Raw genomic sequence first — 19,640 nt, 5'->3', positions numbered from 1 at the left:
GCCGGTGCGGCAGGTTGCAGGGTGATCAGGCGCGGCGACGGCGACCGATCAGGCCAGCACCGATGGCAGCGATACCCAGCAGAGCCAGGGAACCCGGCTCCGGCACGCCCAGGGACGGGGGCAGACCCAGACCAGCGAAGCCGTAGCCATAGGCGGGGGTGTACTCGCCGTCCACAATGCTGTTGCCGGTGGTGTACGAGTAGGCTTCCACGCCGACAGAGCCCAGGGCAGCCTTCAGGCCAGCCACGGTGCGCGAAGCGCCGATGAAGGTGTCGAAGGTGGTGGACTCGCCAGCAGCCAGAGCACCGAAACCGAAGACGAAGTAACCACCCTTGTCACCGCCGGTGTTCACCACGTTGACGTTGGCTTCCTGCGAACGGAACACCATGGGATTCGGCACAGCGAAGGGATTGGTCGAGGTGTGCAGCACCTTGCCGCCAGGACCCGTCGGCGTACCGCCGTAGACGGTGGTGTAGTTCAGGTCGTAGTAGCCAGGGGTCACGTCCCAATCCAGCGTACGGGCATAACGCACATCGCTCAGCGAGCCAGCGGTGGTGTTGGTCAGCACCACTTCGACCTTGAACAGCGAGCCGCCAGCGGCGTACGAGTACTTGTGGGTGACTTGCAGGCCGTTGGACAGCATCACCACGGACTGGGCGGACAGGCCGGCACCAGAAGCCACGGTGGTGGTGGTCAGCGCGGAGGACACGCCGGTGCCACCCAGGCCATACACATAGCCAGAAACGCCGGAAGCGGCAGCGCCCCAGCCTTCGCACAGGCAGCCCGGGGTGATGGCATCACCGGTGGGGCCGGAGAGGCCCACGCCGAGAGCACCCAGACCGCCGTTGTCGGCCACACCCATGCGCAGGATGCCCGTGTCCAGCACGGTCGAAGCAGCTTGGGCTGCGAAGCTGCCTGCCACCAGGGCCAGGCCAGCCAGAACCTTGAATGCCTTCATCTTATTTCTCCGTTAGTAGATTCGTTACAAGTCCTGCCAGAGGTAAAGCCGGTCAGCGACTGCAACAGGAGGAATGCATAGTCCGTGCCAATGGCCATTTAGTCAACTGAATCAATGGCTTGCAGATACGTTTCAAAATGCTTCGTCGCCAGATGTCAAACAACCCGACACCCTAGTTTCCAGGCCAGAGCGTAACTGGCAGCGTAGTGGTATCTGGAATACGCCCTGAACGGCTCCTCTGCCGCCCCGCCAGATTCCTGCGCGCGTCCCGACGCTGTGGCGCCCTGCATTCAGGTGGGACGACAAAGTCCGGCGCTTGGGCTCCAATAGCGGTCCACTCCATCCACCTCTTCCACAAGGCGGCTTCGGCAAGACGGAGCCAGCCCATTGATGCCATGCACCTGCCCCGTACTCATCGCCTCGTTCTCGCATGGGCCCTTGCACTGGGCCTGCCGGCGTTCGCCAATCCGGTGGTCAATGAGACGGCGCACAAGAACCGCCTGTCGCAACGCGAGGCCGGTGTCCAGCGCCCGCTGGGGCCGGACAGCCTCCTGCTGAGTCAGCATGAGGCCGAGGAGGCCTGGCGCAAGGGCAACCAGGCCCTGGACAAGGGCCAATGGGCCGAAGCCGACGCGGCCTTCAACCTGGCAGCCAAGCTGGCTCCCAAGGCCTACGAACCGGTGCTGGGCATGGCCGACGTCCAGTTGCGCCGCTCCAATGCCGTTGGTGCGGAGAAGCTGGTGCAGCGTGCCCTGGCGCTGGCGCCCAAGTCCGCCGAGGTGCTGACCACGGCGGGCAGGCTGGCCGCCGCGCAAGGCAAGGCTGCGGACGCTGAACGTCAGTTCCAGCAGGCCGCCAAGCTCGACCCCAAATACACGCCCGCCCTGCTCGATCTCGCCGAACTGCAACTGGCGCAGGGCAAGGCCAAGGAGGCTGCCGCGAGCTTCCGCATGGCCAGCCAGGCTGATCCCATGCATCCGGCGGCGGCCTTTGGACTGGGGCGGGCCCTGGTTGCACAGCGCGACCTGGCGGGAGCACTGAAGGCCTTCGAGCAGAGCAGCGGACTCGCACCCCGCAACCCCCTGCCCTTGCTGGCCAGCGCCGAGATTCAGGCCGCCCAGCGCAGCTGGGACAAGGCCATAGAGCTGGCACGCCAGGCCGAGTCCCTGGATCCGGCCCTGGCCCGCAGCAAGCTGCTCCAGTTGGACCTGCTGGCAGGCTCCGGACGCTGGCCGGCGGCACAGCAGGACTATGAGCGCTTCGTCGCGCAAAGCAAGGGCGAGGACGCCGCCGCCCTGCACCTCAAGTGGGGCAATCTGATGGAAGCCCAGGGCAAGGCCGCCGAGGCCATGGCGGCCTACCGCAAGGCCAGCGAGGCTGATGCCAAGCTGGCCGGCGCCTGGAACAACATGGCCTGGCTGGCTGCCCAGCAACAGAAAGACCTGGGCCCCGCCCTCGACTGGGCGCGCAAGGCGGTGGACCTGGAGCCGCGCAACTTCGGTTTCCTGGACACCCTGGCCGCCGTGCAACTGGCCAGCGGTGACGCCGAGGCAGCGCTGCGCTCCATCCAGCAGGCCCAGAAGCTCGCACCGCAGTTGCCCTACCTGAAGTACCGCCAGGGCCTGGCCTTGGAAAAGCTGGGCCAGACGGCTCAGGCCGCGCAGGCCTATCAGGAGTCGCTCAAGTCAGGGGCCAAGTTTGACGGCGCGGAGGATGCCCGCAAGCGCCTGGCCGCTTTGGGCAAGGCCGGCGGCAAAACCTGACCCCGTCACGCGGCCGGCCGCCTTGCCGCTGCACAGACCTCAATGCAGCAGCAGGTCGGCGTCCGAACTCAGGTCGCCGGCTGCCTGCAGCTTGGCGCGCAGGTAGTCCAGGTCCAGATGCACATGCGCGACCAGCTCCGGCACGGCGGTATTCAGCGCCTTGACCGGATCCTCATGGGACTGCTGCGCATCGGCCAGCACTTCCGCCATGTGCAGCACGGCGGCCATCAGGGAGAAGGGCCGGATCTCCATCGGCGCGTTGGCATCCTTGAAGGCCTCGACCATGGCCGCAGGGAAATGCCAATGCTGGGCCAGCGAAGCCGTGACGTCGGCATGGGTGCAGGCAAAACGGTGCATCTCCAGCGAAAAGCGGCTACCGGGCTCGGCAGCATGCTTCTCGACATCAGCCACTTGGCCGGGGTCCGACAAGGCCATCATCAGCTGGCCGGTCCGCATCATCAGGCCGGCCAGATAGGTGGTGTCAGCGTCCAGCTGCAGCATGCGTCCGAGGATGCGTGCAAAGCCGGCTGTGGCCAGGCTGTGGCGCCAGAACAGCGTTCGGTCCAGGCCAGGTACTGAGGGGAAGGCCCCGCACATGCAGGCAGCCAGGGAGAGATTGCGCAGGCTGTCCATGCCCAGCGCCGCCGCGGCATCCTGCAGGGTGGAGATGGTGTGCGAAGGGCTGTAGCGCGCGGAGTTGGCCAAGCGCAGCACCTTGGCAGCCAGCGAGGCGTCCTTGGCCACCAGGTCCGCGATGGCACCCAGGCTGATGCGGTCATCGTCGAAGCTGCGCAGCAGGCGGCTGGCGACCTCGGGCATGGTGGGCAGGGCGTTGTGGTTCGAGAAGAACTTTTCTGCAGCTGCAAGCACGGTGCGCTCCTTCCAGGACAAATGAGGTCTGGGTCAGACTGTCGGTCCAGTCTAGATGAGCTGGCCCGGCATCCCTATCGCAGCCACACCACGCTTTTCAGCGCAGACGCAGTGATAAATCACGCTTGAAGCGGGCATGAACAAGCACGGAAGCTCACCGAGACAAGGCCCGGGCAGGAACACCGTGGATGCTGCGCCGCAGCAGGCGCAAAAAAAGCAGGCGCAAAAGGCCAGATGCCGGGATCAGTCGCCTGCGAGCGCGCGCAAGGCCGGGAGGTCCAGCACCCGCACCTGGTAGCCCTGGACCTCGATCAGACCCTTGCGGTTGAGCTGCCGCATCATGCGCGACAGCGTCTCAGGCGTGATGGCCAGCTGGGCAGCGATGTCACGCTTGCGCTCCTTCAGCGCGACGCGGCCTTCGCGCTCGCTGACAGCTTCGCAGGACTGCAGCAGCCAGGCGGCCAGGCGCCGTTCGGCGTCCTTGTGCATCAGATCGTGCGTGACGCTGGTCAGGCTGTGCACGGTGCCCGCCAGGGCCACCAGCAGCCGCTCCTGCAGGGCCGGCTGACGCATCAGCAGGTTGCGCAGGGGCTGCAGCGGAAGCGCCACGACACGGGCATCGTTCACCGCCCGAGCATCCTGCGCGTGCTCGGCCCCCAGCCAGGCGCTGGCCAGATCCAGCCACTGCGGTCCGCGCACGGTGCGCTCCAGGTGAAAGGGCTCGTCAGCACGGGCAAGACCCAGGCCCACCGAGCCATCAAGCACGGCGTAGAGCTGGCTCGCGGGCTGCTGCCGGGTGAAGACGAAGCTACCTGAGGGGACCCACTGCTGTGTCGCCATGCCTTGCAGGGCCTGGAGTTCGGAAGCGCTCAGGGCCGGAGCGCCCAACAGGGCCGTCCAGTCAGATGGCAGGCACAGCACGGCGCCGGCGTCAAAGCCGGCCGGACGCACGGCGGCGTGGGCGGATTGCAGGCTGCGGCTGTCGAGGGTGTCCACGTGTTGGTCAGGGTGCCAGGATGATGGGCAGACTGTCACGCATGGCCCGGCCGGCGTCCTTGCGCTGAATCAAAGGGACATGGCTGCCAGGGGCTCCCGCCCACGGCCACAATCAGCCTCATGGCCCAGATCAAGTTCCAGGCTCCACAGAGCCAGTCGCCGGAGCAGCGCTTCGGCAGCAGCTACGAGCAGCCCTTCGAGTTGCTGCATGCCTGCCACGAGCGCGTGGAGCGCAGCCTGCAGTTGCTGACGCGCCTGTGCCATCACCTCAAAGTCCAGGGCCTGGATGGCAGCGCCCGCGAGGCCGCACGGGACATTCGGCGCTACTTCGACGTCGCCGCGCCGCTGCACCACGAGGATGAGGAGCGCCACGTCTTCCCAGTGCTGGAGCAGCTGGATGACGATTCGCTGCAGGAGGTATGCACCCGGCTGCGCGATGACCACCAGCGCATCCATGCGCAGTGGCAGGTGCTGCGCACCCTGCTGGCTCAACTGGACTCGCTGCCGGATGGCGCCCTGCCTGTCCTGCAGCAGGACATGCTGGGCCGCGCCGCCGACGCCTTCGTCGACACCCACAAGGCACACCTGCGCCTGGAAAACCAGTGGGTCTTCCCCAGCGCACAGCACAGCCTCAGCACGGCCCAGCAGCTGGCCATGGGCCAGGAGATGGCAGCCCGGCGCGGCCTTGACTTGCGTCAACCCCGCTGATCCGACACTCGCGCCAGGTCAAGGGGCAGCGTTCAAGGCAGCAGCAGCGCGCGAAAGTCGTTGACGTTGGTGAAGGTCGGGCCGGGGCTGAAGAGATCGCCCAGAGCCTCGAAGAAGTCGTAGGCCCGGTGCTCGGCCAGCAAGCTCCCTGCCGACAGCCCCAGCGCCTGCGCGCGGGCGAGGCTGTCCGGGCCGAGGAAAGCGCCGGCATTGGCTTCGGAGCCGTCAATGCCATCGGTGTCCGCCGCCAGCACATGCACACCCGGCTCGCCCTGCAGGGCCAGTGCACAGCCCATCAAGAACTCGGTGGCCCGACCTCCCCTGCCCTGCAGGCCGGCCGGCATGCTCACCGTGGTCTCACCGCCAGAGAGGATCACGCAGGGCCGGCGGAAGGGCTCGCCATGCCGGGACACGAACTGCGCCAGGGCTGCATGCATGCGGCCGATCTCGCGGGACTCGCCCTCGATCTGGTCCGACAGCACATGGGCTGCCAGCCCCAGCGTGCGAGCCAGCGCGGCCGCCGCCTGCAGGCTCAGGCGCGGGGTGGCCAGCATCTGCATGCGCTGGCCGTCGAAACAGGCGTCGCCCGGCTTGGGCGTCTCGAAGGCGCCGCTGCGCAGGCCCGCCCAGGCGGACTCGGGCAGCGCGAGCCGATAGCGCTCGCACAGCGCGAGTGCATCTTCGCAGCGGGTGGCATCGGGCACGGTCGGGCCGGAGGCGATCACCGCGGGATCGTCCCCCGGCACGTCCGAGATCAGCAAGGTCACGACGCGGGCGGGGGCGCAAGCCGCCGCCAAGTGGCCGCCCTTGATCGCCGAGAGGTGCTTGCGCACGCAGTTCATTTCCTGGATGGAAGCGCCCGAGGCCAGCAACTGGCGATTGAGCGACTGCTTGTCCGCCAGCGTGAGCCCCGGCTGCGGCAGGCTCAGCAGGGCGGAGCCGCCGCCAGAGATCAGGCAGATCACCCGGTCCTCGGGCCGCAGGCCGCGCACCAGGGCCAGGATGCGGGCCGTCGCCTCGGCCCCCGCAGCGTCCGGCACGGGATGCGAGGCCTCGACGATCTCGATGCGGCGACAGTCCGCCCAAGGCGGCGTGTGACGGCGGCGGGTGATGACAAGGCCCTCCAGCGGCGCATCGGCCGGCCAGTGGGCCTCCAGCGCCGCGGCCATTGCGGCCGAGGCCTTGCCAGCACCGATCACCAGGCAGCGACCCGGCAGCGATGGCGGCTCGGCGCCCAGCAGATCGGTCCAGTCGATGGCGCCGGGCTGGAAGAGCTGCTGCGGCGCCGCACGGTCGACCGCGGCCTGGTAGAGCCGGGTCAGCACTTCACGCGGGTTCAGGTCCATCGGACCAGTGTAGGCCGGCAGACCGGACGGCCTAGGCCCTCAGGGGGGGGCGCCGGCCTGCACCCAGCGTCCGATCAGTGCGCGCTCGTCCTCGGTGATCTGCGTGGCGTTGTTGAGCGGCATGCTCTTCTGCACCACAACCTGCTGGTAGAGCTGCGTCGCATGGGCCTGCAGAGCCTCGGCACTGTCCAGGCGCACGCCCTTCTGAGCCAGTTGCGCGTTGTGACACATGACGCAGCGCTCAGCCACCACGGCCTGGACCTGGGCCAGGCTGGGGGCGGCCTTGCCGGCCGCGGTGCCTGCCACCGTGCCCGCCGGCTTCACCAGCCACAGCAAGGCCGCCAGCATCAGCGCCACCACGACCAGCAGCGGCCAGGCATTGACGCCCTTGTGCCGCTTGACGAACCAGGTGCGCGTCAGCGAGCCGCCCAGCATCAGCAGGATGAGCACGACCCAGTTCCAGGCATGGCTGTAGAGCATGCCGTAGTGGTTGGACAGCATGCTGACCAGCACCGGCGCCGTCAGGAAGGTGTTGTGGACGCTGCGCTGCTTGCCACGCTGGCCGTAGATTGGGCTGACAGGCCGGCCGGCACGCATGTCGGCAATCACCTGCTTCTGGCCCGGGATGATCCAGAAGAAGACGTTGGCGCTCATGATGGTGGCGATCATGGCGCCCACGATCAGGAAGGCCGCGCGGCCCGCGAAAAGCTGGCAGGCGGCCCAGGCCGCGAAGGCGACGAAGACCGCAATCAGGCCCAGCACCAGGCCATCGTTGCCTATGCTGCCGTCCTTGCGATGGCCAAAGCGCCGGCAGATCTGGTCATAGACCAGCCAACCCGCCGCCAGGAAGCCCAGGGCCGTGGCGATGGCCGCCGGGGCCGACCAGTCGTGCACCCGCCGGTCGATCAGGAAGCTCTCGGCGTTGAAGAGGTAGAGCACGGTGAACAGCGCGAAGCCACTCATCCAGGTCCAGTAGCTCTCCCAGTAGAACCAGTGCAGGTGCTGCGGCAGGTTGGGTGGCGCGACCAGGTACTTCTGCGGGTTGTAGAAGCCGCCGCCGTGGACGGCCCACAGCTCGCCGTCCACGCCGCGGGCCTTGAGATCCGGCGATTCGGGCTTGAGCAGGTGGTTGTCCAGCCAGACGAAGTAGAAGGAGGCGCCTATCCAGGCGATGGCCGTGACGATGTGCAGCCAGCGCAGCAGCAGATTGGCCCAGTCCAGCAGATAGCTTTCCATGCGGTATCAGCTCCAGTGCGGCTCACCACAGCGGGCCCTGTGAACCGGGAAGGTCGCGAATGCGCTGCTGGCATTCGGGCAGCAGGCGGCCGCGGCGACCGAAGCGAAAGTGTATACAGTTTCCTCGCGGACGGCGGCCGTGCGAAGACTGCACCTGGCGCAAGGCCGCTCGCCGCCCTGACGGCATACTGAGAGGATTGAACCAGCTCCCGGAGCCCTCTCGATGACCTTCATTTCCAAGTCCCTCCTGCGTCCTGCCCGCCCCTTGCTGACGGGTCTGGCCCTGTGCACCGCCGCCCTGGCCGCCCAGGCCCAGGTCACCGTCAAGGACGCCTGGGTGCGCGCCACCGTCGCCCAGCAGAAAAGCACGGGCGCCTTCATGCAGCTCAGCAGCGCCAAGCCGGTCAAGCTGGTGGGCGTCAGCAGCCCGGTAGCGGGCGTGGCCGAGGTGCATGAGATGAAGATGGACGGCGGCGTGATGAAAATGCGCCCTCTCGAGGCCCTGGACCTGCCCGCAGGCCAGGCCGTAGAGCTCAAGCCCGGCAGCTTCCATCTGATGCTCATGGAGCTGAAGTCCCCCATCAAGGACGGTGAAACCGTGCCCCTGAGCCTGGTCTTCGAAGGCGCCGACAAGAAGCGCGAGACCGTGGAGGTCAAGGCCAGCGCGCGCGGCATGGGCATGATGCAGGGTGGCATGCCGGCAGGCATGGGCCACAAGCACGGCGCGGCCTCTGCTGCGCAAGAGCACAAGCACTGAAGCCCTGGGGCGTTCAGCTGCCCGACTGGCTCAGCAACTGCGCAGCGACGGCAATCGCGATCACCTCCGGCTGCTTGCCCGCGATGCCGGGCAGGCCAATGGGGCAATGCACGGCCGCCAGTTCGGCCTCGCTGAAGCCCCGCTCGCGCAGCCGGGCCTGGAACTTCGCCCACTTGCTGCGGCTGCCGATCAGGCCGATGAAGGGCAGGTCGCCGCGCTCGCGCTGACGCCTCAGGCAGGCGGCGAGGATGTCCAGGTCCTCCGCATGCGAGAAGCTCATGATCAGCACGCGGCTGCCTGAGGCAAGACCTGGCACCGAGCCCTGCACCGGCTCGGAATGCTCGGTGCTGACGCGCTCGTCCAGTCCTGTCGGGAAGATCTCCTCGCGGCTGTCCACCCAGTGGATGCGCAAGGGCAGGCGCGACAGCACCTCCACCAGCGCCCGCCCCACGTGCCCGCCGCCGAACAGGGCCACGGGTGACCAGTGCGCCTCGCCGCCCAGCCGTTCGCGCAGGCCGGCAATGTGGGCGGCGTCCAGCCACTCGAAATCCAGGTGGACCACGCCGCCGCAGCACTGCCCCAGGCTGGGGCCCAGTGCAAAGCGACGCCGCGCCTGCAGCACATGCCCCGCGGCCAGGCCGGCGCGGGCCTCAGCCATGGCTTCATGCTCCAACTGCCCGCCACCTATGGTGCCCAGCAGGCCCGAAGCCGTGACCGCCATCCAGGCGCCGACCTCCCGCGGCCCGCTGCCCTCCACCTGCGCCACGCGCACCAGCACCGCCGGCCCGCGGGTCAGCCACTGCGCCAGGGTCTGCCAGGGCGCCATGGATCAGCTGCCGCGATAGGTGGAGTAGCTCCAGGGGCTGGCGAGCAGGGGCACGTGGTAGTGGGCGGAGGTGTCCGCGATGCCGAAGTCCAGCGGCACCTCGTCCAGGAAGGCGGGTTCGGGCAGCTCTGCGCCCTGTTGCCGGAAGTAGTCGGCCACGGCAAAGACCAGCCGGTAGCGCCCCGCCAGCAGGGCCTCACCCTCCAGCAGGGGGCCGTCGGCACGGCCATCGGCATTGAGCTGCAGGGACTTGAGCAGATGCGGCGCCCCTCCGGGCATGGCATCCAGGCGATAGAGCCGCAGCGGCATGCCGGCGGCGGGGCGTCCGTGCATGGTGTCCAGCACGTGGGTGGTGAGCTTGCCCATGGTTTTTCTGTCCTGGTCAGGGTGGCCGGCCTGCGGCGATGGGCAAAGTGTATACACTTCAGCACACACCTCATCGATCACCATGCCCAGCCCGTCCCGCCGCAAGGCGCCTGCTGCCGCCCCGGACGGCGACAGCGCCACCGACCGCATCGCCGCTGCCCTGACGCAGGCCATCATCGAGCGCCGCCTGATGCCGGGCACGCGCCTGGCGGAGCAGAAGCTGGCCGATCTCTTCCAGGTCTCCCGCACCCTGGTGCGCCAGGCCCTCAACCAGCTCAGCCGCGACCGCCTGGTCACGCTCACGCCCGCGCGCGGCGCCTGCGTGGCCGAGCCCAGCGTGGAGGAGGCCCGCCAGGTCTTCGAGCTGCGGCGCATGCTGGAAACGCAGCTGGCCCGCGAGTTGGCCGCCCGCATCACGCCCGCCCAGGTGCGGCAGCTGCGCACGCATCTGCGCGAGGAGCGTGCCGCCGTGAAGCGCCAGGACGTCAGCGGCCGCACCCGGCTGCTGGCGGACTTCCACGTGCTGCTGGCCCGCCTGCTGGGCAACGAGGTACTGGCCGATCTGCTGCAGGAGCTGCTCTCGCGCTCCTCCCTGATCGCCCTGATGTACCAGAGCAGCCACTCGGCGGCCGAGAGCCAGGCCGGGCACGAGGCCCTGGTCGATGCGCTGGAGGCGGGCGACGCCGCCCGCACCGAGCAGCTGATGCTGGAGCACCTGGGCCATGTGGAAGCCCATCTGCGCCTGCAGCAACCCTCCTCCGACCTCAAGACCGCCCTGCAGCTATGAACGCACGCTATCCCCGCGACCTCATCGGCTACGGCCGCAATCCGCCCCAGGCGCAATGGCCGGGCCAGGCCCGCGTGGCCCTGCAGTTCGTGCTGAACTACGAGGAAGGCGGCGAGAACTCGGTGCTGCACGGCGATGCCGGCTCCGAGCAGTTCCTCTCCGAGATGTTCAACCCCGCGGCCTACCCCGCGCGGCACCTGAGCATGGAAGGCATCTACGAGTACGGCTCACGCGTAGGCGTGTGGCGCCTGCTGCGCGAGTTCGAGCGCCGCGGCCTGCCGCTGACCGTCTTCGGCGTCTCGATGGCCCTGGAGCGGCATCCCGAACTCACGCAGGCCTTCGTCGAGCTGGGCCACGAGATCGCCTGCCATGGCTGGCGCTGGATCCACTACCAGGGCATGGACGAGGCACAGGAGCGCGAGCACCTGCAGCGCGGCATGGCCATCATCGAGCGCCTGACTGGCCAGCGCCCCGAGGGCTGGTACACCGGCCGCGACAGCCCCAACACCCGCCGCCTGGTGGCCGAGCACGGGGGCTTCGCCTACGACAGCGACTACTACGGCGACGACCTCCCCTTCTGGCTGCAGGTGCGCAAGAGCGACGGCAGCCTGGCGCCGCACCTGGTCGTGCCCTACACCCTGGACTGCAACGACATGCGCTTCGCCCTGCCCCAGGGCTTCAGCCACGGCGACGAGTTCTTCGAGTACCTGCGCGACAGCTTCGACGTGCTCTACGCCGAGGGTGCCGAGACCCCGCGCATGATGAGCGTGGGCATGCACTGCCGCCTGCTGGGCCGCCCCGGCCGCCTGAAGGCCCTGCAGCGCTTCCTGGACCATGTGCAGTCGCATGAGCGGGTCTGGATCTGCCGCCGCATCGACATCGCGCGGCACTGGCGTGCCACGCATCCCTTCGACCCGGCCACCGCCTTTGTCTGGGAGTGAGTCTTGAGCCTGGACCTGCAACACCTGAACACGCTGGACACCGAGGCCTTCGTGTCCGCGCTGGACGGCGTCTACGAGCACTCGCCCTGGATCGCCCGCCGCGCCGCCGCTAGCCGGCCCTTTGCCAGCCTGCCCGCCCTGAAGTTGGCCCTGGCTCAGGTAGTGAGCCAGGCCTCGCTGGAGGAGCAACTGGGCCTGATCCGCGCCCATCCGGAACTCGCGGGCAAGGCCGCCATCGCCGGGCAGTTGACCGCCGAATCCACCGACGAGCAGAGCCGCGCCGGCCTGCAGCACTGCAGCGCCGCCGAGTTCGAACGCCTGCAGACGCTGAACAAGGCCTATGGCGAGCGCTTTGGCTGGCCCTTCATCCTGGCGGTGCGGGGTCCGCGGGGCCTGGGCCTGTCGCGCCAGGCCATCATCGAGGCCTTCGAGCGCCGCCTGCATGCGCCGCCGGACCTGGAGCGCGCCGAATGCCTGCGCAACATCCACCGCATCGCCGAGATCCGCCTGGACGACAAGTTCGCCTCGCCGCCCCTCCTGGGCAATGCGGTGCTGGACGCTGCCGACCGTCTCGCGCGGCATTCGGAGGCCCCCTTCGCCGAGCGGGGCCAGCTGTGCGTGACCTATATGACCCCCGCCCACCAGGCCGTCGCGCAAGACCTGACCCTGGCCATGCGCGAGGCGGGTTTTGACGAGGTGAGCGTCGACGCGCTGGGCAATGTGGTGGGCCTCGTCCATGCCGCACGGCCCGATGCGCCGCGCCTGCTCACCGGCAGCCACTACGACACCGTGCGCAACGCCGGCCGCCACGACGGCCGCCTGGGCGTGCTGGCCACGGTCGAGGCCGTGCGGCAGCTGAAGCGGCAGGGCCGCCGTCTGCCCTTCACCCTGGAGCTGGTGGCCTTTGCCGAGGAGGAAGGCCAGCGCTTCGCCGCCACCTTCCTCAGCAGCAGCGCGCTGGTGGGCACCTTCGACCCGGCCTGGCTGGACCAGCAGGACGCCGAAGGCATCCGCCTGCAGGACGCCCTGCGCGCCGCCGGCCATCCCGGCACGCTGGCATCCATCCAGGCCCTGCGCCGCGATCCCACCCGCTACCTGGGCTATGTGGAGCTGCACATCGAGCAGGGCCCGGTGCTGTGCGAGCTGGACCTCCCCCTGGGCGTGGTCACGTCCATCAACGGCAGTCGCCGCTACCTGGGCGAGATCACCGGCCTGGCCAGCCATGCCGGCACCACGCCCATGGACCGCCGCCGAGATGCCGCCGCCGCCGCCGCCGAGCTGGTGCTGGCCGTCGAGCGCGAGGCCCAGGCAAGACCTGGCACCGTGGGCACTGTCGGGCTGCTTGAGGTGCCGGGCGGCTCGATCAATGTCGTGCCCGGGCGCTGCCGGTTCAGCCTGGACCTGCGCGCCGGTGACGACGCGCAGCGCGATGCGCTGGACACCGCAGTGCGTGCCCAGCTGCAGCAGATCTGCGAGTACCGCGGCCTGCAGTGGACGCTCACGCCCACCGTCGTCGCCTCGGCCGCGCCCAGCGACGCGGCCTGGCAGGGCCGCTGGGAGGCCGCCGTGCAACGCCTGGGTCTGCCCGTGCACCGCCTGCCGTCCGGCGCCGGCCACGACGCCATGAAGATCCACGAGGCCCTGCCGCAAGCCATGCTCTTTGTGCGCGGCGGCAATCTGGGCATCAGCCACAACCCGCTGGAGACCGTCAGCAATGACGATGCAGACCTCGCCGTGCGCGCCCTGCTGGCGCTGCTGGAGGGATTGAGCAAGGAACACGAGGCATGAGCCACCCCACCCCCACCACACCCGACCGTCAGGCGCTTTACGCACAGCTGGACGCCTGGATCGCCGCCCACTTCGACGAAGAGGTGGCCTATCTGCAGGCCCTGGTCCAGGTCCCCACCGACACCCCGCCGGGCAACAACGCGCCCCATGCCCAGCGCACAGCCGAGCTGCTGGCCGCCATGGGCCTGCAGGCCGAGCCCCATGCCGTGCCCCAGGCCGAGGCCGAGGCCGCCGGGCTGCAGAGCATCACCAACCTGATCGTGCGCCGCCGCTACGGCGAAGGCGGCCAGGTCGTCGCCCTCAATGCCCACGGCGATGTGGTGCCGCCCGGCGAGGGCTGGACCCACGGCCCTTACAGCGGCGAGGTCGTCGACGGCCGGCTCTACGGCCGCGCCGCCGCCGTCAGCAAGAGCGACTTCGCCACCTACACCTTCGCCCTGCGCGCGCTGGAGAGCCTGCAGCAGCCCCTGCGCGGCGGCGTGGAGCTGCACTTCACCTACGACGAGGAGTTCGGCGGCGAGCTGGGCCCCGGCTGGCTGCTGAAGCACGGTCTGACCCGCCCGGACCTGCTGCTGGCCGCCGGCTTCAGCTACCAGGTGGTGACGGCCCACAACGGCTGCCTGCAGATGGAGCTGACCGTACATGGCCGCATGGCCCATGCCGCCATCCCGGACACCGGCATCGACGCACTGCAGGGCGCAGTGAAGATCCTCAACGCGCTCTACGCCCAGAACGAGCGCTACCGCCAGATCCGCAGCCAGGTGCCGGGCATCCAGCATCCCTACCTGAACGTGGGCCGCATTGAGGGCGGGACCAACACCAACGTCGTCCCCGGCAAGGTGGTGCTCAAGCTGGACCGCCGCATGATCCCCGAGGAGGATCCGGTGCAGGTCGAGGCCGAGCTGCGCCGGGTGATCGCTGACGCCGCCGCGGGCTTCGCCGGCACGGTTGAGGTGCGACGGCTGCTGCTGGCCCGCTCCCTGCAGCCACTGCCCGGCCATGAGCGCCTGGTCGAGCCGCTGCAGCGCCATGGCCAGGCGGTCTTCGGCGAGCCCATCCCCACCTCTGGGACGCCGCTCTACACCGATGTCCGGCTCTATGGCGAGCACGGCATCCCGGCCGCCATCTACGGCGCGGGGCCACGGACCGTACTCGAATCCAACGCCAAGCGGGCAGACGAGCATCTGGTGTTGGAGGACCTGCATCGAGCCACCCGGGTGGTGGCGCGCACGCTGCTGGATCTGCTCTGCGCCTGATCCCGCAGCCGTTGCCGCAGCGCACGGTTGGCACCCCCTGGGCTTCGGCTTTGGGCGCATACTGCGGGCCTGCGGGAGCCTAACGGGTCAAGATCGGCGCCAATGCACGCCCCGGCACGCCCTGGCACGGCCCTGCACCGCGACGCTGGAGCCACCATGCCCGATCCCGTCCTGAGCCGTCGACACTGCCTCGCCCTGGCCCTCGCCGCCACGGGGGGGCGCCCGGCGCTGGCGACGGATCGCACAGGGCTGCCCGTGCTGAGCTACTACGACTACCCGCCCTTTTCCACCGGCCCCGGCCAGGGCCTGACACGAGCCCTCCTGGCACTGCTGCAAGACCGTGCCGGCCCGCTGCTGCCGCCTCTGCACGAGGAGCTTCTGCCGCGCCGACGAGTGGCCGCCCTGGTCGGGCGCAGCGACTGGATCGGCCTGGTGCCCTGGGTGAGCCCGGCCTGGTTCCAGGACCCCGACCAGCATCGCTTCATCTGGACCGATCCCCTGATGCAGGACGAGGATCTGGTGGTCTCTCTGAAGTCCCAGCCCGTGGACTACCAGGGCCCGGCCTCGCTCAGAGGGCTGACCCTGGGCGGCGTCTTCGGCCATGTCTATCCCGAAACGGAGTCTCTGGTGAAAGCCGGCGAGGTGCAGCGCCTGGACTCCTTCAGCCAGGAGGCCTGCCTGCGCATGCTGCTGATGGGGCGGGTGCATGTCATCTTCATGTCGCGCAGCGGCCTGGCTGGCTGGCGCCAGCGGGTAGCGGGTTTTGATGCCCGGCTGCACCTCGCCGAGCAGCCCAGGCAGCGCTACCAGCGGCGCCTGCTGCTGTCCCCGCTGATGCCGGCCGAGCAGAGCCAATGGCTGGTCCAGACCGCGGCCGGCCTCCTGCAGGACCCCGCCTGGCGTGACCTCCTGCAACAGCATGGCGTTGAACTCAAGCTGTCCTGAAGGCTTGATCCAGTTCGTATTCGCGCAAGAAGCCTTTCGCTACACTGCGCCCCGTGAAACACCGCCGCCCGCCTCCTCTGCTGCTGCGCTGCCTGGTGCTGCTGAGCCTCTGGTTCGGCGCGCTGGCTCCTGCGCTGTCGCAGGTCGTCGCGGCCCAGCGCGGTGAGCTGACGCCCTTCACCCAGGTCTGCCGCGCCAGCCTGGTGTCGCCCCGCGCGCAGCAGGGCGAATGGCCCGGCGGGAGCGGCCCGCGTGTCGAGGACCATGGCCTCTGGGCCCACTGCAAGTTCTGCTCGGCCCATCAGCAAGACCTGGCCCCGCCTGCGCCAGCGCTCGTGGCACAGCCCGTGGCCAGCCGCATGATGGCCCTGTTGCCGGCACGTTTTCTCTCCTCGCCTGCACAGCGCAGCGTCTGGCAGCCGGCCCTGTCCCGCGGGCCACCCCAGGGAAGCCTTCTTCTCTGATTGACAGCCGCCGGATCCGCATCTCGCCGGATCCGGTCGGCAACTCCTGCTGACGTCCCCCCCGCCCCGCCTGAGCCCATCGGCCGCCGCGGGCCGCGACGGACTGCGTGGCCAACACCGACCATGAGCCGGTCCTGGGCCCGCCCACCGCTGTGCATCCATCATGAACAAGCCCTTCCCTCTGCAGCCTCTGCTGCAGGCCCTCGCCCTGGCCTGTGCCTTCACCAGCGTCCAGGCCCAGACGACCGACGCCCCTACCCCGGCCCCTGCGACCCCGCCGTCCTCCGGCGACCAGGGCGATTCCCAGACCAAGCAGCTGGGCGTGGTCACCGTGCATGGCAACTCCCCCACCTCGCTGCCCACCACCATCCCCACCACCATCGAGGGCATCGACGCTGCCACCCTCGCCCGCACCGTCAACGCCACCGATGCCGAAGACGCGCTGAAGTACCTCCCCAGCCTGCTGGTTCGCAAGCGCTACATCGGCGACTACAACCACGCCGTGCTCTCCACACGTGCCTCGGGCACCGGCAACAGCGCCCGCTCGCTGGTCTTCGCCGACGGCATCCTGCTGTCCAATCTGCTGGGCAACGGCGCCACCTTCGCGCCGCGCTGGGGCTTGGTAACGCCGGAGGAGATCGCCCGGGTTGACGTGCTCTACGGCCCCTTCTCGGCGGGTTACTCGGGCAATGCCGTGGGCGCGGTGGTCGACTACCAGACCCGCATGCCGCAGTCCTTCGAGGCTCACGGGCGCGTGGCCACGGCCGTGCAACCCAACAAGATGTACGGCCAGGACGAGACCTACCGAGCCACGCAAGGCAGCCTCTCCGTCGGCAGCCGCGACGGCGCCCTCGCCTGGTGGCTGCACGGCAGCCGCAGCCAGAGCCATGGCCAGCCCCAGGTCTTCGCCAGCAAGCTGCTGAACAGCGGCACGGCCCCCACCGCCGGCCTGCCCGTGGTCAGCGGAGCCGTGCTGGACAAGAACCGCAGCCATCAGGACTGGTACCTGATAGGCAGCGCCACCGAGTACGACACCACCCAGGACCACCTCAAGGCCAAGCTGGCCTGGGACTTCAGCCCCACGCTGCGCCTGAGCTATGTGCTGGCCGACTGGAAGAACCACAGCGATGGCAGCTCGCGCAGCTATCTGCGGGATGCCCAGGGCCAGACGGTGGACAACCGCTACGGTGGCGACATCAGCCAGGGCGTGATCATCAACGGCAGGCGCTACAACCTGGCAGCCTCAGACTTCAGCCGCAGCCGCGACGAGCTGGAGCACCGCATGCAGGCCCTCACGCTGAAGTCCCACACCATGGGCTTCTTCGACTACAGCCTGGCCTGGAGCCAGTACGACTACCTCAGTGACCTCAGCCGCAGCTACGCCCCCACCAGCAAGGCACAGCCCGAGGCGGGGCGCCTCACCGACCAGCAGGGCACGGGCTGGAAGACCTACAGCGCGCGCGGCGTCTGGCGCCCTGGCGGCGCCCATGTGCTGGAGGCCGGACTCTCCCGCGAAGAAGGCACCCTCAGCACGCGTGTGGACAACACCACCGAATGGCGCCAAGGTACAGCCGGCAGCTTCGCCTCGCTGTTCGTGGGCAAGACCCGCAACGACGCGCTCTATCTGCAGGACAGCTGGGAGCTGGGCCGAGACTGGCAGACCGTGCTGGGCCTGCGCGCCGAGCACTGGCAGGCCCAGGACGGACGAACCGAGGCCGCCTACACCGGCAGCGCCGACAAAGGCGTCTGCAATCCGGCCAGCCAGCGCTGCATGCTGAGTCATGCCGAGCGCAGCCAGTGGGCGCTGTCACCCAAGGCGGCACTGTCGCACCAGCTGAGCGAAGCCTGGATGCTCAAGGCCAGCACAGGCCGCGCCCTGCGCTTTCCCACCGTCAGCGAGCTCTACCAAGGCGGTTTCGACAGCAAGACCGGCGGCGTGATCAACAACAACCCCGACCTGCGCCCCGAGAAGAGCTGGACCTCCGAACTCAGCGCAGAGTGGGGCGAGTCCTGCAGCCAGCTGCGCATCACCTACTTCCGCGAGGACACCCGCGACGCACTCTATTCGCTGCTGAACGTGCTGACCAATGCCAGCACCGTCCAGAACGTCGACTACGTGCGCACCAATGGCCTGGAGCTGTCCTTCAGCACGGCCGGCGCCTGGACCGAGCGCCTGCTCAAGGGCCTGGGCCTCAGCGGCAGCCTCACCTATGCCGACTCGCGCATCCTCGCCAGCAGCGGCTATGTCAGCGTGCCGGGCGACGTGATCGGCAAGTGGCAGCCTCGCGTGCCGCGCTGGCGCGCCACCCTGCTGGCGAGCTGGCAGCTCCGCCCGGACCTCAGCCTGAGCTACGGTGCGCGCTACAGCGGCCGCCAGTACAGCACCCTGGACAACAGCGACCCCAACGGCTTCGCCTACCAGGGGGCCAGTAAGTACTTCACGACGGACCTGCGCCTGCAGTGGCGCATCAACCGCCAATGGACCCTGGCAGGCGGCATCGACAACCTCAACAACTACCAGTACTGGAACTTCCATCCCTATCCGCAGCGCACCTTCCATGCGGAACTGAAGTTCGATCTCTGACAGCCCCGGGGCACTGACGCAAAGATTCACCATGCATCACAAGACTTTCCTCCTCACCGCCCTGAGCCTGCTGATGGGCGCCCAGGCCCAGGCCCATGTCTCGCTTGAGCAGGGAGAGGCCGTCGCTGGCAGCTATTACAAGGCCGTGCTGCGCGTCGGCCATGGCTGCGACGGCGCTCCCACCACCCAGGTCACTGTGACCCTGCCCGAGGGGCTGCGCGGCGCCAAGCCACAACCCAAGGAAGGCTGGACCCTGTCCATCCGCAAGAAGGCCCTGGCCCAGCCCTACGAGAGTCACGGCAAGACCATCCGCGAGGACGTGAGCGAGATCAGCTGGACCGCCCGCGACGAGGCCCACTACCTGCAGGACGGCTGGTACGAGGAATTCGTGCTGCGCGGCGGCCTGCCCGAGACCGCGGGGCCGATCTGGTTCAAGGTCCACCAGCGCTGCACGCAGGGCGAATGGAACTGGGCCGAGCTGCCCACCAGCGGGGCCGGCACGGCCGGCCTCAAGTCGCCCGCAGTGCGACTGATGCTCAAGGCACCCGGGGGCGGTGAGCACACCCATTGAGGCGCGGCGCCCCCTCAGCGATGCCGCAGAGGCCCCGCGCCGCTTGAGCGGGCTCGCGGGCCTTGGCGGTCTGCACAGGCGAGCGGCCTCTCGCTGGCATTTGTCGGAAAACCGTGGAATAGCACCGGAACTCCGGCGCATCTAAGTGAGCTTGCCGACCCGCCTTCTTCAGGCTTTTGCAAAACGCCCGCAGCGCGAAGATGCCATGCATGACGCCTCGACACACACCACAAGCCCTGCGCCGCGGCCCTGGCCGCAAGACCTGCCCCCACGGGGCGGATCCCTGCGCCCGGGCCTGTCCGTCGGGCTGAGTCGTCCGCCCCTCACACGACCGCGCCCGGACCGCGTGCCCTCAGGGGCTCGCCTGATCTGCGCGGCTCGGCGCCCAGGCCTCCCATCCCACGCTGCGGCCCCACAGGCAGGCTTCGTCCCGCCATGTCACATGGGCAGCGTTTGTCGGCGCCTCCTGGCGGCCCCT

At 69.0% G+C, this 19,640-nt stretch carries 18 protein-coding genes; 11 read left to right on the top strand and 7 right to left on the bottom strand.

Annotation, left to right across the window (positions count from 1 at the left end):
- Window positions 1-25: 25 nt before the first annotated feature.
- Window positions 26-958 (bottom strand): PEP-CTERM sorting domain-containing protein, encoded by a 933-nt coding sequence (locus ACS5PK_RS10810; protein ID WP_439440237.1) that lies wholly within the window; start codon window positions 956-958, stop codon window positions 26-28.
- A 395-nt stretch (window positions 959-1,353) separates the two neighbouring features.
- On the opposite strand from ACS5PK_RS10810, the gene ACS5PK_RS10805 reads away from it, so the two are divergent.
- On the top strand, window positions 1,354-2,721 hold the full coding sequence (locus ACS5PK_RS10805) for a tetratricopeptide repeat protein (protein ID WP_439440236.1): 1,368 nt from the start codon (window positions 1,354-1,356) through the stop codon (window positions 2,719-2,721).
- 39 nt (window positions 2,722-2,760) lie between these two features.
- Here ACS5PK_RS10805 and ACS5PK_RS10800 read toward each other — a convergent pair whose 3' ends face one another.
- Window positions 2,761-3,591, bottom strand: a complete 831-nt coding sequence (locus ACS5PK_RS10800) for an HDOD domain-containing protein (RefSeq protein ID WP_439440235.1) — start codon at window positions 3,589-3,591, stop codon at window positions 2,761-2,763.
- Window positions 3,592-3,834: 243 nt separating this feature from the next.
- The gene (locus ACS5PK_RS10795) at window positions 3,835-4,587 is read right to left on the bottom strand and encodes a Crp/Fnr family transcriptional regulator (RefSeq protein WP_439440234.1); all 753 of its coding nucleotides are present in this window, start codon (window positions 4,585-4,587) and stop codon (window positions 3,835-3,837) included.
- A 120-nt stretch (window positions 4,588-4,707) separates the two neighbouring features.
- Between ACS5PK_RS10795 and ACS5PK_RS10790 the strand changes: the two genes are divergently transcribed.
- Window positions 4,708-5,295: a hemerythrin domain-containing protein gene (locus ACS5PK_RS10790; RefSeq protein WP_439440233.1), complete on the top strand. Its 588-nt coding sequence runs from the start codon at window positions 4,708-4,710 to the stop codon at window positions 5,293-5,295.
- 32 nt (window positions 5,296-5,327) lie between these two features.
- On the opposite strand, the gene ACS5PK_RS10785 is transcribed toward ACS5PK_RS10790, so the two are convergent.
- Together ACS5PK_RS10785 and ACS5PK_RS10780 are read right to left on the bottom strand one after the other, a co-directional pair.
- Entirely contained in the window at window positions 5,328-6,641 is a 1,314-nt protein-coding gene (locus ACS5PK_RS10785; RefSeq protein WP_439440232.1) for a glycerate kinase type-2 family protein, read from the bottom strand.
- A 39-nt stretch (window positions 6,642-6,680) separates the two neighbouring features.
- Complete coding sequence (locus tag ACS5PK_RS10780) at window positions 6,681-7,877, bottom strand: urate hydroxylase PuuD (RefSeq protein WP_439440231.1); 1,197 nt, start codon at window positions 7,875-7,877, stop codon at window positions 6,681-6,683.
- A 223-nt stretch (window positions 7,878-8,100) separates the two neighbouring features.
- On the opposite strand from ACS5PK_RS10780, the gene ACS5PK_RS10775 reads away from it, so the two are divergent.
- Complete coding sequence (locus ACS5PK_RS10775; RefSeq protein WP_439440230.1) at window positions 8,101-8,634, top strand: copper chaperone PCu(A)C; 534 nt, start codon at window positions 8,101-8,103, stop codon at window positions 8,632-8,634.
- Between the two features lie 13 nt (window positions 8,635-8,647).
- Here the strand turns inward: ACS5PK_RS10775 and xdhC are convergent, their stop codons facing one another.
- Together xdhC and uraH are read right to left on the bottom strand one after the other, a co-directional pair.
- On the bottom strand, window positions 8,648-9,460 hold the full coding sequence (gene xdhC / locus ACS5PK_RS10770; RefSeq protein WP_439440229.1) for a xanthine dehydrogenase accessory protein XdhC: 813 nt from the start codon (window positions 9,458-9,460) through the stop codon (window positions 8,648-8,650).
- Window positions 9,461-9,463: 3 nt separating this feature from the next.
- Complete coding sequence (gene uraH, locus ACS5PK_RS10765) at window positions 9,464-9,826, bottom strand: hydroxyisourate hydrolase (protein WP_439440228.1); 363 nt, start codon at window positions 9,824-9,826, stop codon at window positions 9,464-9,466.
- A gap of 82 nt (window positions 9,827-9,908) precedes the next feature.
- Here uraH and ACS5PK_RS10760 point away from each other — a divergent pair, with 82 nt between their 5' ends.
- The 8 genes from ACS5PK_RS10760 to ACS5PK_RS10725 all read left to right on the top strand — a co-directional run bounded on the left by ACS5PK_RS10760 (window position 9,909) and on the right by ACS5PK_RS10725 (window position 19,162).
- Window positions 9,909-10,613: a GntR family transcriptional regulator gene (locus tag ACS5PK_RS10760; protein WP_439440227.1), complete on the top strand. Its 705-nt coding sequence runs from the start codon at window positions 9,909-9,911 to the stop codon at window positions 10,611-10,613.
- The gene (puuE, locus tag ACS5PK_RS10755) at window positions 10,610-11,554 is read left to right on the top strand and encodes an allantoinase PuuE (RefSeq protein WP_439440226.1); all 945 of its coding nucleotides are present in this window, start codon (window positions 10,610-10,612) and stop codon (window positions 11,552-11,554) included. The genes ACS5PK_RS10760 and puuE overlap by 4 nt, the downstream gene beginning before the upstream one ends.
- 3 nt (window positions 11,555-11,557) lie before the next feature.
- Window positions 11,558-13,342, top strand: a complete 1,785-nt coding sequence (gene uraD / locus ACS5PK_RS10750; RefSeq protein ID WP_439440225.1) for a 2-oxo-4-hydroxy-4-carboxy-5-ureidoimidazoline decarboxylase — start codon at window positions 11,558-11,560, stop codon at window positions 13,340-13,342.
- Window positions 13,339-14,598, top strand: coding sequence for a M20 family metallopeptidase (locus ACS5PK_RS10745; protein ID WP_439440224.1), 1,260 nt, complete (start codon window positions 13,339-13,341; stop codon window positions 14,596-14,598). The genes uraD and ACS5PK_RS10745 overlap by 4 nt, the downstream gene beginning before the upstream one ends.
- A 156-nt stretch (window positions 14,599-14,754) precedes the next feature.
- The gene (locus ACS5PK_RS10740) at window positions 14,755-15,543 is read left to right on the top strand and encodes a substrate-binding periplasmic protein (RefSeq protein WP_439440223.1); all 789 of its coding nucleotides are present in this window, start codon (window positions 14,755-14,757) and stop codon (window positions 15,541-15,543) included.
- Window positions 15,544-15,596: 53 nt separating this feature from the next.
- On the top strand, window positions 15,597-16,007 hold the full coding sequence (locus ACS5PK_RS10735; protein ID WP_439440222.1) for a DUF2946 domain-containing protein: 411 nt from the start codon (window positions 15,597-15,599) through the stop codon (window positions 16,005-16,007).
- Between the two features lie 163 nt (window positions 16,008-16,170).
- Window positions 16,171-18,591 carry a TonB-dependent receptor gene (locus ACS5PK_RS10730; protein ID WP_439440221.1) on the top strand — a complete coding sequence of 807 codons (2,421 nt, stop codon included), beginning with the start codon at window positions 16,171-16,173 and terminating at the stop codon, window positions 18,589-18,591.
- Between the two features lie 31 nt (window positions 18,592-18,622).
- Window positions 18,623-19,162, top strand: coding sequence for a YcnI family copper-binding membrane protein (locus ACS5PK_RS10725; RefSeq protein WP_439440220.1), 540 nt, complete (start codon window positions 18,623-18,625; stop codon window positions 19,160-19,162).
- Window positions 19,163-19,640 lie beyond the last annotated feature (478 nt).

The organism is Roseateles sp. DB2 (assembly GCF_051857535.1).
Lineage (GTDB): Bacteria > Pseudomonadota > Gammaproteobacteria > Burkholderiales > Burkholderiaceae_C > Roseateles_B.
Note: the sequence above shows the minus strand (reverse complement) of the source record. Positions and strands in the feature narration are given on the sequence as shown.